15 protein-coding genes are annotated in these 12,797 nt (G+C 50.2%); 9 read left to right on the top strand and 6 right to left on the bottom strand.

Annotated elements, in window-relative coordinates; translation table 11 throughout:
• Nucleotides 1-35: 35 nt before the first annotated feature.
• The 3 genes from panB to panD all read left to right on the top strand — a co-directional run bounded on the left by panB (nt 36) and on the right by panD (nt 2,148).
• Nucleotides 36-830 (top strand): 3-methyl-2-oxobutanoate hydroxymethyltransferase, encoded by a 795-nt coding sequence (gene panB / locus RIN69_RS04425; protein ID WP_313855830.1) that lies wholly within the window; start codon nt 36-38, stop codon nt 828-830.
• Nucleotides 831-845: 15 nt separating this feature from the next.
• Nucleotides 846-1,700, top strand: a complete 855-nt coding sequence (panC, locus tag RIN69_RS04420; protein WP_313855829.1) for a pantoate--beta-alanine ligase — start codon at nt 846-848, stop codon at nt 1,698-1,700.
• A 67-nt stretch (nt 1,701-1,767) separates the two neighbouring features.
• Nucleotides 1,768-2,148, top strand: coding sequence for an aspartate 1-decarboxylase (gene panD / locus RIN69_RS04415; protein ID WP_052901019.1), 381 nt, complete (start codon nt 1,768-1,770; stop codon nt 2,146-2,148).
• Between the two features lie 48 nt (nt 2,149-2,196).
• Here panD and RIN69_RS04410 read toward each other — a convergent pair whose 3' ends face one another.
• Together RIN69_RS04410 and RIN69_RS04405 are read right to left on the bottom strand one after the other, a co-directional pair.
• Nucleotides 2,197-2,967 carry an ABC transporter permease gene (locus tag RIN69_RS04410; protein WP_313855828.1) on the bottom strand — a complete coding sequence of 257 codons (771 nt, stop codon included), beginning with the start codon at nt 2,965-2,967 and terminating at the stop codon, nt 2,197-2,199.
• On the bottom strand, nt 2,964-3,890 hold the full coding sequence (locus tag RIN69_RS04405) for an ABC transporter ATP-binding protein (protein ID WP_313855827.1): 927 nt from the start codon (nt 3,888-3,890) through the stop codon (nt 2,964-2,966). Before RIN69_RS04405 ends, RIN69_RS04410 begins: the two co-directional genes overlap by 4 nt.
• A gap of 111 nt (nt 3,891-4,001) precedes the next feature.
• Here RIN69_RS04405 and can point away from each other — a divergent pair, with 111 nt between their 5' ends.
• Complete coding sequence (gene can, locus RIN69_RS04400; protein ID WP_313855825.1) at nt 4,002-4,664, top strand: carbonate dehydratase; 663 nt, start codon at nt 4,002-4,004, stop codon at nt 4,662-4,664.
• A 111-nt stretch (nt 4,665-4,775) separates the two neighbouring features.
• Here can and hpt read toward each other — a convergent pair whose 3' ends face one another.
• Nucleotides 4,776-5,312 carry a hypoxanthine phosphoribosyltransferase gene (gene hpt / locus RIN69_RS04395; RefSeq protein WP_313855824.1) on the bottom strand — a complete coding sequence of 179 codons (537 nt, stop codon included), beginning with the start codon at nt 5,310-5,312 and terminating at the stop codon, nt 4,776-4,778.
• Nucleotides 5,313-5,574: 262 nt separating this feature from the next.
• Here hpt and RIN69_RS04390 point away from each other — a divergent pair, with 262 nt between their 5' ends.
• A complete protein-coding gene (locus RIN69_RS04390) occupies nt 5,575-6,858 on the top strand; it encodes a cystathionine gamma-synthase family protein (RefSeq protein WP_313855823.1) in 1,284 nt (427 codons plus the stop codon).
• Nucleotides 6,859-6,921: 63 nt separating this feature from the next.
• Here RIN69_RS04390 and RIN69_RS04385 read toward each other — a convergent pair whose 3' ends face one another.
• The gene (locus RIN69_RS04385) at nt 6,922-7,545 is read right to left on the bottom strand and encodes a hypothetical protein (RefSeq protein ID WP_390902528.1); all 624 of its coding nucleotides are present in this window, start codon (nt 7,543-7,545) and stop codon (nt 6,922-6,924) included.
• Nucleotides 7,546-7,896: 351 nt separating this feature from the next.
• A complete protein-coding gene (gene cueO / locus RIN69_RS04380) occupies nt 7,897-9,486 on the bottom strand; it encodes a multicopper oxidase CueO (RefSeq protein WP_313857596.1) in 1,590 nt (529 codons plus the stop codon).
• 196 nt (nt 9,487-9,682) lie between these two features.
• On the opposite strand from cueO, the gene RIN69_RS04375 reads away from it, so the two are divergent.
• From RIN69_RS04375 to speD, 3 genes are all read left to right on the top strand, one after another.
• Nucleotides 9,683-10,030 (top strand): YacC family pilotin-like protein, encoded by a 348-nt coding sequence (locus RIN69_RS04375; protein WP_313855822.1) that lies wholly within the window; start codon nt 9,683-9,685, stop codon nt 10,028-10,030.
• A 106-nt stretch (nt 10,031-10,136) separates the two neighbouring features.
• Entirely contained in the window at nt 10,137-11,000 is an 864-nt protein-coding gene (gene speE, locus RIN69_RS04370; protein WP_313855819.1) for a polyamine aminopropyltransferase, read from the top strand.
• Between the two features lie 28 nt (nt 11,001-11,028).
• Nucleotides 11,029-11,838 (top strand): adenosylmethionine decarboxylase, encoded by an 810-nt coding sequence (speD, locus tag RIN69_RS04365; RefSeq protein ID WP_313855817.1) that lies wholly within the window; start codon nt 11,029-11,031, stop codon nt 11,836-11,838.
• A gap of 62 nt (nt 11,839-11,900) precedes the next feature.
• Here the strand turns inward: speD and RIN69_RS04360 are convergent, their stop codons facing one another.
• Nucleotides 11,901-12,287 (bottom strand): cupin domain-containing protein, encoded by a 387-nt coding sequence (locus RIN69_RS04360; protein WP_313855816.1) that lies wholly within the window; start codon nt 12,285-12,287, stop codon nt 11,901-11,903.
• 183 nt (nt 12,288-12,470) lie between these two features.
• On the opposite strand from RIN69_RS04360, the gene RIN69_RS04355 reads away from it, so the two are divergent.
• Nucleotides 12,471-12,776, top strand: coding sequence for a helix-turn-helix domain-containing protein (locus RIN69_RS04355; protein ID WP_313855815.1), 306 nt, complete (start codon nt 12,471-12,473; stop codon nt 12,774-12,776).
• Nucleotides 12,777-12,797 lie beyond the last annotated feature (21 nt).

Below are 12,797 nucleotides of genomic sequence, written 5' to 3'. Positions count from 1 at the left end.
TTCGGCCATCTGAAATTTCCTCCTGAGAGGCCGTTATGAAACCGACCAGTATTTCTCAATTGCGCCAGTGGAAACAGGCAGGCCGCAAATTCGCTTCGATTACCGCTTATGACTACAGCTTTGCCAAACTGTTTGCTGACGAAGGCATTCAGGTCATGTTGGTGGGTGACTCGCTGGGAATGACCGTCCAGGGCCATGATTCAACGCTGCCGGTGACCGTCGCCGATATCGTTTACCACACTCAGGCGGTGCGCCGCGGTGCGCCGAACATATTGCTGCTTTCCGACCTGCCGTTTATGAGCTATGCCACCCCAGAACAGACCTTTGACAATGCTGCACAGCTGATGCGTGCCGGTGCCAACATGGTCAAACTGGAAGGCGGCAAGTGGTTGGCTGATACGGTTGCACAGCTGACAGAACGCGCAGTGCCGGTATGTGGTCATCTGGGGTTAACGCCGCAGTCGGTAAATATCTTCGGCGGCTACAAAATTCAGGGTCGCGAAGCGGCGGATGCCGATCGTCTGCTGGAAGATGCGCTGGCATTAGAGTCCGCAGGCGCACAGCTGCTGGTGCTGGAGTGTGTGCCGGTGACGCTGGCCAAACGCGTCACCGAGGCGCTGACTATACCGGTGATTGGCATCGGCGCAGGCAATGTTACCGACGGCCAGATCCTGGTGATGCATGACGCATTTGCGATTACCGGTGGACATATTCCTAAATTCGCGAAAAACTTTCTGTCAGACAGCGGCGATATTCGTAGCGCCGTTCGTCAGTATATTACAGAAGTTGAGGCCGGGAGCTATCCCGCAGAAGAACACAGTTTCCAATAAACCAGGAGAAAGTCTGTGCTGATTATTGAAACGTTGCCGATGTTGCGTCGTGAGATTCGTCGCTGGCGCCAGGAAGGAAAACGTATCGCGCTGGTGCCAACCATGGGCAATTTACATGATGGTCATATGACGCTGGTTGATGAAGCGCGCGCGCGCGCGGATATCGTGGTCGCGAGTATTTTCGTTAATCCGATGCAGTTTGAGCGCGCCGACGATCTGGCGCGTTATCCGCGCACCTTGCAGGAAGATTGCGAAAAGCTTAATCGTCGTGGCGTAGACCTGGTGTTTTCTCCGTCCCCTGCCGATATCTATCCTGCCGGGCTGGACACGCAAACCTTCGTTGAAGTTCCCGGCCTTTCTTCACTGCTGGAAGGCGCCAGCCGCCCGGGCCATTTCCGTGGCGTCTCGACGGTGGTCAGCAAGCTGTTTAATCTGGTGCAGCCAGACCTCGCCTGCTTCGGTGAAAAAGATTACCAACAGCTGGCCCTGATTCGTAAGATGGTGGCCGATATGGGCTACGATATCGATATTGTTGGGGTCGCAACGGTGCGTGCCAAAGACGGGCTGGCTTTGAGTTCACGCAACGGTTATCTGACCGCCGACCAGCGCAAACAGGCGCCGGCGCTAAGTAAAGTGATGAACAGCATTGGCGAAAAGCTGTCTAATGGTGAGCGCCATGTGGAAGAGTTGATCGCCGCTGCTGAAACAGAGTTGGAGGAAAAAGGCTTCCGTCCCGATGGCCTGGCGATTTGTGACGCAGAGACGCTATTGCCACTGGATACCGAGAGTCAGCGTGCGGTCATTCTGATGGCGGCATGGCTGGGCAATGCCCGCCTGATAGATAACCAACAGGTTGATCTGACGCAGTAGACAAGGCACAGCGTTCGACAGATACTGTCGTTCGTTTTTTGATGAGATGCTCAAAGGTAACAGAGTTATGGTACGCACCATGTTGCAAGGCAAGCTACACCGGGTAAAAGTGACCCAGGCCGATTTGCACTATGAAGGCTCCTGCGCCATCGATCAGGATTTCCTCGATGCTTCAGGTATTCTTCAATATGAAGCGATCGATATCTACAACGTTAATAACGGCCAGCGTTTCTCAACTTACGCCATCGCCGCCGAACGTGGTTCAAAAATCATCTCGGTTAACGGCGCGGCAGCGCGCTGTGCCTGCGCAGGTGATTTACTGATCATCTGTTCTTACGTGCAGATGTCAGATGAACAAGCCCGCGAGTGGCAACCTAAAGTTGCTTACTTTGAAGGTGATAATGAAATGAAGCGTCTGGCAAAGGCAGTACCGGTTCAGGTTGCCTGATGCTCTCTGCGGGCGGCAGTCCATTATCGCCGCCCAAATCTGAAACCGTTAAGTACGCAATCCGCGCCCGCGCTGAATCAATGCCCAGACTACCGCATAAAATACCACGATAAAGGCGATCAATACCGACAGGGTAAACACCAATGGCACATCGTTAATACCGAGGAAGCCATAACGGAAACCACTGATCATATACACGATAGGGTTCAGCTTCGACACTGCCTGCCAGAACGGCGGTAACAGCGTTAGCGAATAAAATACCCCACCCAGATAGGTCAGCGGCGTCAGTACAAAGGTTGGAATCAGGCTGATATCGTCGAAGGTACGCGCAAATACCGCATTCAGCAGGCCAGCCAGTGAAAACAGAATCGCGGTCAGTAACAGCGTCACGGCAACCATCCACCATGAATGAACGTGGAAAGGCACAAAAAATAGCGAAATCGCCGTCACCAGTACCCCAACGCAAATTCCGCGTGCCACACCACCACCCACATAGCCGGCGATAATAATATGCGTCGGCACCGGGGCGACCAGCAGCTCTTCAATATTACGCTGGAACTTCGAGCTGAAAAACGACGAGGCGACGTTGGCGTAAGCATTGGTGATAACCGCCATCATAATCAGTCCGGGCACGATAAACTGCATATAGGTGAAGCCATGCATCTCACCAATACGTGAGCCGATCAGATTACCGAAAATAATAAAGTAGAGGGTCATGGTAATCACCGGCGGCACCAGCGTCTGAATCCAGATACGCGCGAAACGGTTAATCTCTTTACCCCAGATGCTCTTCAGCGCTACCCAGTACAAATGTGTCATGCCTTCTCTCCTTTCTTGCCCTGCGTCAGGCCAACAAACAGCTCTTCCAGTCGGTTCGCTTTATTACGCATACTCAGCACCTGAATACCCTGCGCGCTAAGCTGACTAAATACGCTGTTCAGCCCTTGCTCACGCATCACTTCCACCTCCAGCGTTGAAGTATCAACCAGCCGGTACTGGAAACCATCCAGCTGTGGCAGCGGGCTTTTCGGCGCCAGATCGAGAATAAAGGTCTCGGATTTCAGCTTGGACAGCAGCCCTTTCATTGAGGTATTTTCCACCAGCTCGCCGCTCTGAATAATGCCGATATTGCGGCACAGCATCTCAGCTTCTTCCAGATAGTGAGTAGTCAAAATAATGGTGGTGCCTTTAGCATTAAGATCTTTGAGAAACACCCACATCGAACGGCGCAGTTCAATATCTACGCCGGCGGTCGGCTCATCAAGGATCAATAGCTTCGGTTCATGCATCAGCGCACGGGCAATCATCAGTCGGCGCTTCATACCGCCGGATAACATCCGCGCACGTTCGTTGCGCTTTTCCCATAAATCGAGCTGCTTCAGGTATTTTTCTGCGCGCTTGATCGCTTCCGGTTTCTCAACACCGTAGTAACCCGCCTGATTGACGACGATTTGCATCACCGTCTCAAAGGGGTTGAAGTTAAATTCCTGCGGCACCAGGCCGAGCTGGCGTTTCGCATTGACCATATCGTGTTGCAGGTCATAACCAAATACCCGCACTTTGCCGGCAGTTTTGTTGACCAGTGAACTGATAATGCCAATGGTGGTGGATTTACCGGCTCCGTTCGGGCCGAGCAGCGCATAGAAATCACCGGCTTCAACATTAAGATCGATGCCTTTCAGCGCCTGAACGCCGCCGGGATAGGTCTTGGCCAGTTTTTCAAGTTCCAGTGCATAAGTCATAGGTAAAAGCGTACCCTGTTTTGTTTGGTTTCTTGTTTGCCGTTTTAAATCTTATGGCGTTGCCCTATAGTACGGCAACGCGCTTTGACTTGTTACAGGTCGTATAACTTCATGAAAGACATAGATACCCTTATCAGCAACAATCGCCAATGGTCCAGGCTGCTGGTAGAAGAAGATCCAGGATTCTTCGAGCGACTTGCCGACGCGCAAAAACCACGTTTTCTCTGGATTGGTTGCTCTGACAGCCGCGTTCCTGCCGAACGTCTTACCGGGCTTGAGCCTGGCGAACTGTTTGTGCATCGCAACGTCGCGAATCTGGTTATCCATACCGATTTAAACTGTCTGTCGGTGGTGCAGTACGCCGTCGAAGTGCTGGAAGTTGAACACATCATTATCTGCGGCCACTATGGCTGCGGCGGCGTGGAAGCCGCAGTTGACAACCCTGAACTGGGTTTGATCGACAACTGGCTGCTGCACATCCGCGACCTGTGGTACAAACATAGCCTATTGCTGGGTGAACTGCCGCCAGAAAAGCGTTTTGATAAATTGTGTGAAATCAACGTCATCGAACAGGTCTACAACCTGGGACACTCCACTATTATGCAGTCGGCATGGAAGCGCGGCCAGCAAGTCACTATTCATGGCTGGGTCTATGGTATTCACGATGGCTATCTGCGAGACCTTGAAGTCACCGCCGCCAGTCGCGAAATCCTTGAGCAGCGCTATCGCCACGGTATTTCCAACCTGCTGAACAACCCGGCGAGCCCCTGCTGACACCAATTTTTCCATCAGGGGGCGACTGTAACGTCAACGGTGAAGGGTATAACAGGCCGGCTGGTCCGGCCTTGCCAGATAATGCTGTGTGCCTTACGCCAGCGGAGAGAATTACTGCTCCAGAATCACCACTTTCCCGACATACGGCAGATGGCGATAACGCTGGGCATAATCGATGCCGTAACCCACAACAAACTCATCAGGAATGGAAAAGCCGACGTATTCGACGTCTACCGTCACTTCACGGCGTTCCGGTTTATCCAGCAGCGTACAGATAGCCAATGACTTTGGCGCACGCAGGCTAAGGATTTCGCGGACTTTGCTCAGCGTATTACCTGAATCGATAATATCCTCAACAATCAGCACATCCTTACCGCGAATATCTTCGTCGAGATCCTTCAGGATTTTCACATCACGGGTGGTCGACATGCCGCTGCCATAGCTGGAAGCGGTCATAAAATCGACCTCATGAGGGACATCAATGGTACGGCACAGATCGGCCATAAACATAAATGAACCACGTAGCAGGCCAACCAGCACCATATCGCTACCGCTGTCACGGTAATGTTCAGAGATTTGTTTGCCCAGTTCGGCAATGCGGGATTTGATCTCAGCTTCGGAGATCATCACTTCTACAGTATGTTTCATAGCATTCAGATTGGTTGCGTCAGGAAAGCGAGGCAGTCTATCACATTTCAGCGCTGAAGCATGCTGTTGCGCAACGGCAATTGATCAGAGATGCCGGATGCGCCATCCAGATGGATGGACTGCTAAAACCATAAAAAATAACATTAAATTGTGAAAATGGTTTTAAACTTAGACCATTAATTCATTTATCAGTCACTTCTCCTGCATGCTAGCTTATGCTCAAAATATCGAGTTAACACATGCCGCCATGGCAGGAGACCGAATGACTTCTTCACACTCTAAAAAAACCCACCTCGGCAATCGTGAACTGCAGCCTGAAACGCAGATGCTGAATTATGGCTATGATCCAGCGCTGTCCGAAGGCGCGGTTAAACCGCCGGTGTTCCTGACCTCAACCTTTGTGTTTAACACCGCTGAAGACGGGCGTGATTTCTTCGATTATGTTTCCGGCCGCCGTGAACCCCCGGCTGGCAGTTCATCAGGGCTGGTTTATTCGCGTTTTAATCATCCCAACAGTGAGATTGTTGAAGATCGGCTGGCGGTCTATGAACGCACTGAAAGCGGCGCGCTGTTCTCATCAGGAATGTCTGCGATTTCCACAACCTTACTGGCGCTGGTAAAACCGGGCGATGTCATCCTGCACTCGCAGCCGTTGTATGGCGGCACCGAAACCCTGCTGAGTAAAACCTTCAGCAATCTCAATGTTGCCAGCGTCGGCTTCTCCGACGGCGTCAATCAGGCGTCAGTGCAGGCGGCAGCGGATGAAGCGGTCAAAAAGGGCCGGGTTGCCGTGATTCTGATTGAGTCACCGGCCAATCCGACCAACAGTCTGGTTGATGTGGCGATGATTAGCCGCGTTGCTGATAATATCGCGCAGCAGCAGGGTTATCGCCCGATTATCGCCTGCGACAACACCCTGCTGGGCCCGGTGTTTCAGCGCCCACTTGAGCACGGTGCCGATCTCTCCATCTACTCACTGACCAAATATGTTGGCGGCCATTCGGATCTGATTGCTGGCGCGGTACTCGGCAGCAAAAAGCTGGTCGGTCAGATAAAATCGCTGCGTGGAGCTATCGGTACCCAGCTTGATCCACACTCTTGCTGGATGATAGGACGTTCTCTGGAAACGCTGTCATTGCGCATGGAACGTGCTAACAGCAATGCCGAAGCGGTGGCGACTTTTTTGCGCGACCACGCCAAAGTAGAAAATATTCATTATCTCTCATTCCTTGATCCACAGTCAGCTGCCGGTAAAACCTTCAGCCGCCAGTGCAGTGGCGCAGGTTCGACCTTTTCTTTCGATTTACGCGGCGGTCAGGCGGCGTCATTCCGTTTCCTCAATGCACTACAGCTGTTTAAGCTGGCAGTCAGCCTCGGCGGCACGGAGTCTCTCGCCAGTCACCCGGCCAGCACCACCCACTCCGGGGTGCCGGTTGAAGTACGTGATCGTATTGGTATCAGCGCATCGACCATTCGCCTGTCGATTGGTATTGAGAATAAAGATGATTTGATAGAGGATTTGCGTCTGGCGCTGGAACTTGCCTGATTCCTGTCACTATCCGCTCGCGGCATAAAGCCGCGAGCGGAATAGCCGTCAGGCAGAATGACGTCAGGATGTTTGCTGCATTTTTTTCAGGATATTGCTGAAACTAATGGTTTTACTGCCGATTTTCGTCATCCCATCCTCCGGCAGATAACTGAACTTTATATAAAGAATCTGACCGCTCTCTTTTTGGTTCTCCGGTAGCTTTTCCAGAGTTTCATACAGCCCTTTGAGATCACCCGGAATACCCGCGGCATCCGTAACGATGCTACCGGGATGAAACTTCTGGATCTGTTCCACCGCCGTTATCAGTAAGTCATTCAATGGAAATAAACCGATAAAACGCTTTCCCGGGACATATTTAGTGATCCCCATATAGATATCGGGCAATTCAGTGATATCGTTTTCAATACCCCGAGTTTCATTTTTAAGCAGAAACTCGGTAATTTCTACTGGCGTACCCACCAGAATCAGCGGTTTAACGCCAGCTCCTTTTTCGGAAAACAGATATTCATTTTTTGTAGTCCTGAGCGCTTTTTGCAACTCCCCACGATCTATAATCAGACTGTAATGCTTTCCTTCTTTGACCATCGGCTGTGGCTCTCGCCACATTTCTGTTGTGGAGCTACTGGCTGAAGAGGCACCAGTAATCCCGATCGTCAGTAACAACGATGGAATAATATGTTTCATCATTGGGATCCTTTCCTTCTCTGTCTTAATTGACAATTATCGTTATTAACGCAACAAGGTAAAAGTAATAACCCTTGCAAAAGTCATCGATAATTTCCGTATAGAGTTAATAATAAATAGCCCTGTCAGAATACCACACCCATATTATTAGCCTTGCAAGCTTATTAGTTAGCGTGTTAAACATTCTTACAGGTGGAATGATAATAAAACACATAAATAAGACTTACCATAAACGAAAGTTAAATAAAGCAGTGCCGATATTTAATTCAAAATTATATAAAGAAAACCCTTTATTAATCCTGACGATATTTTGAGAGCGTCGTCTTAATAAAGGGCAAAATAGACTATACGTTAACTGACGGTAAACCCAAGCATCATTCCGGTATCTTCATGTTCCAGCAGATGACAATGCGCCATATAGGCATTTTCAGCATTGGCGACATAGTTAAAGCGCACCAGCACCTCGCTACGCCAGCCTTCAACCCGCACCGTGTCTTTCCAGCCGCTGCGGTGCGGCTGTGGCGGCTTACCATTTTCAGACAGGATTCGAAACTGAGTGCCATGAATATGGAAAGGATGCAGCATGGCGTCGCCCTCACCTGAAATTGTCCACTTTTCATAATCACCTAATTTGGCAGCGAACATCGGCTTATGCATATCAAATGGCATTCCGTTGATTTTATTGCCATTACGGAAGTCATACGCCGCTTCCTGTTTATCACTCTCTTTCACCGGCATTGCGCTGTGATCGTGGCTGGCGGCAGATCCTGCGTCATCTGTGCCGTGATGCGCATCCATGCCCATTCCGGCCATCGCTTTATTACCGTATTTGCGCATCAGCGCCTGCATACCCAGCTTGTCGAGTTGCGGATCCATCATCAGTTGTAACCAGCGATTGGTGATGCCTTCCACCGCAGGCAGCACGGGCATATCCACCAGCTTATCCGGCAGCTCACCGCTGGCCTGGATATTCAGTGGCATAACGTTTAACAACGGCAGCGGCTGATCGAAAGGCGTCAATGTCATGCCCATTTGTCGCACCGGTAACGTCACCAGATCGAAAGGTTTACCGTCTTTGGTATCAACCAGTACTTCAAAGCGTTCACCCGGCAGCATCGATAGCTCAGTGATTTTAACCGGTTCGCTTAACAATCCTCCGTCGCTGGCAATAACATACAGCGGACGATGATCGCTGGTAGCAATAGTTAACGAACGGGCATTACAGCCGTTGAGTAAGCGCAGGCGCAACCAGCCGCGCGGCACCGCATGCTGCGGATACTGTACGCCGTTAGTCAGCATCAGATTGCCGAACCAGCCTACCGCCGCACGCATGACATCCAGCTGATAATCAATCTTACTGCCGTCGGCGCTCAGTTGCTTATCCTGCAAAATCAGTGGAATGTCGTCGATTCCCCACAGTTTAGGCAGTAACAGTGCTTCACTGTCTTTATCTTTCAGAATCACCAGCCCTGCCAGTCCCTGCGCGACCTGATAGCCAGTCTGTCCGTGTTGATGTGGATGAAACCAGCAGGTTGCCGCGGGCTGATCGGGAGTGAAGCTGACCGTGCGCTGCTGGCCCGGCTCGATTCGCGCATGCGGGCCACCGTCGACGGCTCCCGGCACTTCCAGCCCATGCCAGTGCACGGTAGTGGCCTGCGGCAGCTTGTTATCGATATTTACGCTAATCGGTTTACCGCGCTCAAGTTGCAGCGCCGGCCCCAGCAGATTGCCGTTATAGCCCCAGCTTGGCACTTTCTTGCCATTCCACAGCGAAAAACCACTTTGGGCGGTTAAGGTGACCTCCCCACGCGGGTCGGCACTCAGCAACTCAGGAACAGGCAGCATCGGGCGCGTTGCCGCCATCAGCGAACGACTCCAGAGCGGCAGCGCACCGGCAGCACTGAGTGTGGCACTCAGCTTGAGAAAATCACGGCGTAACATCATCGCATCCTTTATAGTCAAAAAGTTATCGCGCAGCTTAAACCTTCACCCGGCGGTAAGGTCAAGTTTAATCAGACTGACCATAGTGTCATAAACGGATGAAATTGGCTGTTGAACAGATTTAGTGGCTAAAATTGCCTGAACGCTGAGTCTAACTGTGCTAACGTCAGTTAATTGCAACTTTATGAGACGAATTATGAAGAAAAGCATCAAGGTCCTGTTACTTACCGGGCTTCTTGGCTTCTCCTCCACCAGCTTTGCTCTGAGCGAATCGGAAGCCGAAGATCTGGCTGATTTAACTGCGGTTTTTGTCTATCTGAAAAATGACTGCGGCTATCAGGATTTACCTGATGCGCAGATTCGCAAAGCATTGATGTTTTTTGCCCAACAAAACCGTTGGGATTTAACCAATTACGCCAGTTACAACATGAAAGCGCTTGGCGAGGATAGCTACCGCGATCTGAGCGGTATTGCCATCACTAATGACAAAAAGTGTAAATCTCTGGCGCGTGACTCTCTCAGCCTGCTTGCCTACGTGAAATAGCCCGCCGCCATTGCCTTTCTGTTGAATATTTGACCGTGCAACCACGGTCAGAGTTAGCTATCATGTGCCGCCCATTTTTCATGGCTATTACTTTGGAGATCCCACCATGGCCCAAAATGAAATGTGGTATGAAACGCTTCATGCCGGTTTCGGACAGTACTTCTCTGTCGATAAAGAACTGTATCGAGAAAAGACCGAACATCAGGATCTGATTATCTTTGAAAATGCAGCGCTGGGTCGCGTTATGGCGCTTGACGGCGTGGTACAAACTACCGAACGCGATGAGTTTATTTATCATGAAATGATGACCCATGTGCCTCTGCTGGCGCACGGTGCGGCAAAGAAGGTGCTGATTATTGGTGGTGGCGATGGCGCAATGCTGCGCGAAGTCAGCCGTCATAAAAATATCGAGCAGATAACCATGGTCGAAATCGACGCGGGTGTGGTTAACTTCTGTAAGCAATATCTGCCGAATCACAGTGCCGGAGCCTATGAGGACCCGCGTTTTAAGCTGGTAATTGATGACGGCGTTAACTTCGTTAATCAATCCAGTGAAAAATTTGATGTGATTATCTCCGACTGTACCGATCCTATCGGTCCTGGCGAAAGTTTATTTACCTCTGAATTTTATGCTGGTTGCCACCGCTGCCTTAATGAAAATGGCATCTTCGTGGCGCAGAATGGCGTTTGCTTCCTGCAACAGGATGAGGCAATTAACAGCCATCGTAAATTGGGTCATTATTTTAGCGATGTCAGTTTCTATCAGGCAGCGATACCGACTTACTACGGCGGCATCATGACCTTTGCCTGGGCGAGCGACAATCCCGCTTTGCGCCAGCTCGATAGCGCAACGCTGCAAGCACGTCTTGATGCAGCGGGTTTAACCTGCCGTTATTATAATTCGGCAATCCATACTGGCAGCTTTGCCCTGCCACAATATCTGCTGAATGCACTGTCAGACGCAAGCTGACCAGGCATTTATAAGGGGGTGAACTAAATTGCAAAAGCTGAAACTACATGGCTTCAACAACCTGACAAAAAGCCTGAGTTTTTGTATCTATGATATTTGCTATGCGAATACCGCTGCAGAGCGCGACGGATACATTGCCTATATTGATGAGCAATACAACGCCAATCGTCTGACTGAAATTTTGAGCGAAACCTGCTCGATAATTGGCGCGAATGTGCTGAATATCGCTCGTCAGGATTACGAACCTCAGGGTGCCAGCGTCACCATTCTGGTGAGTGAAGAGCCGATTGATCCGCGTGATATCGATAACTCCGAGCATCCTGGCCCGCTGCCTAATTCGGTGGTTGCGCATCTGGATAAGAGCCATATCTGCGTCCATACCTATCCGGAGAGTCATCCCGAGGGTGGACTGTGCACCTTCCGTGCCGATATTGAAGTCTCAACCTGCGGCGTCATTTCACCACTTAAAGCGCTGAACTATCTGATCCACCAGCTGGAGTCCGATATCGTCACCATCGATTATCGCGTACGCGGCTTTACCCGTGATGTGAACGGGGTGAAACACTTTATCGATCATGAGATTAACTCGATTCAGAACTTTATGTCGGAAGATATGAAGTCGATGTATGACATGATGGATGTCAATGTCTATCAGGAAAACATGTTTCATACCAAGATGTTACTGAAAGAGTTCGATCTCAAACACTATCTGTTTAACACCAAACCGGAAGATTTGTCAGCGCAAGAGCACAAACGTATCACCGATTTGCTGTGGAAAGAGATGCGTGAAATTTACTATGCGCGAAATATTCCGCTGGTAGGATTAAAAACTCTTTAATTCTTTTACCCTCTCCTGTTGTTGGGAGAGGGTGAATGAGTAGAGTTGTTATTATTCACAAGTTAATTAATTAAATCCGCAAATAATGTCCGATCGGTAGTTAAATGTGACTCAGGACACAAAAAGATTAATTCGATATCGGTTTTCGCCAGCAGTTGATGCGCGGTATCAGGATAAATACAGAAAACGGATCCCTTACTGATTTTATCGGTCCTGATGTCTGTCAGATTATTATCAACCACATCCGCCGTCCATATCTCTCCCTCGCCTGACAGCATGACATACCACTCTTCTCCTTCAGCATGGCTGTGGCAGCCTATCCGTTCCCCACTTTTCAGCGTAGTGCCATAAGCATTCAGTCCCGGCTTGTTAATCATTGGCGTAATTGAAATTCCCACTAACGCATCTTTACTCGCTTTTCCATCAGCGAAATCAGAAAAAATGATCATAGCGCCCCTTCCTTCTCCAGATAGAGTAATTATTGAACTAGACGTCAGCTAAAAATCGATATTAAATCACATTAACTTTAATAAAAGATCTCTCAACAAACGCTATCATGAGTGACAGCAACCGTAAACCGATCGAGGAAAGATCGCCCTCAGAAAAAAATCTTTTCAGGAAGAGGAATAAATATGGACGTCAGAACGGCTAAACATGACTGGCACCGGCAGGATATTCTGGCTGCCGTGCGCAAAGCGAAAGGTTCACTGGCACGACTCTCACGCGAGAATGGCTTATCAGCCAGCACGCTGGGCAATACCCTGATTCGCCCCTGGCCGCGAGGTGAAATCATCATTGCCAATGCCATTGGTATTCCGCCGCAGGAAATCTGGCCAAGTCGCTTTTTTGATCCTAAAGGCAGGCTGATTCGCCGGCGCGTCCGGGAAAAGGATCAACCGGAACAGCAGATAGATGCCTCTGAGCTGCTCACCGAGTAATTCCCTGTACGGCAAAAGACA

Source organism: Winslowiella toletana (assembly GCF_032164335.1).
Taxonomy (GTDB): Bacteria; Pseudomonadota; Gammaproteobacteria; order Enterobacterales; family Enterobacteriaceae; genus Erwinia; species Erwinia toletana_A.
Note: the sequence above shows the minus strand (reverse complement) of the source record. Positions and strands in the feature narration are given on the sequence as shown.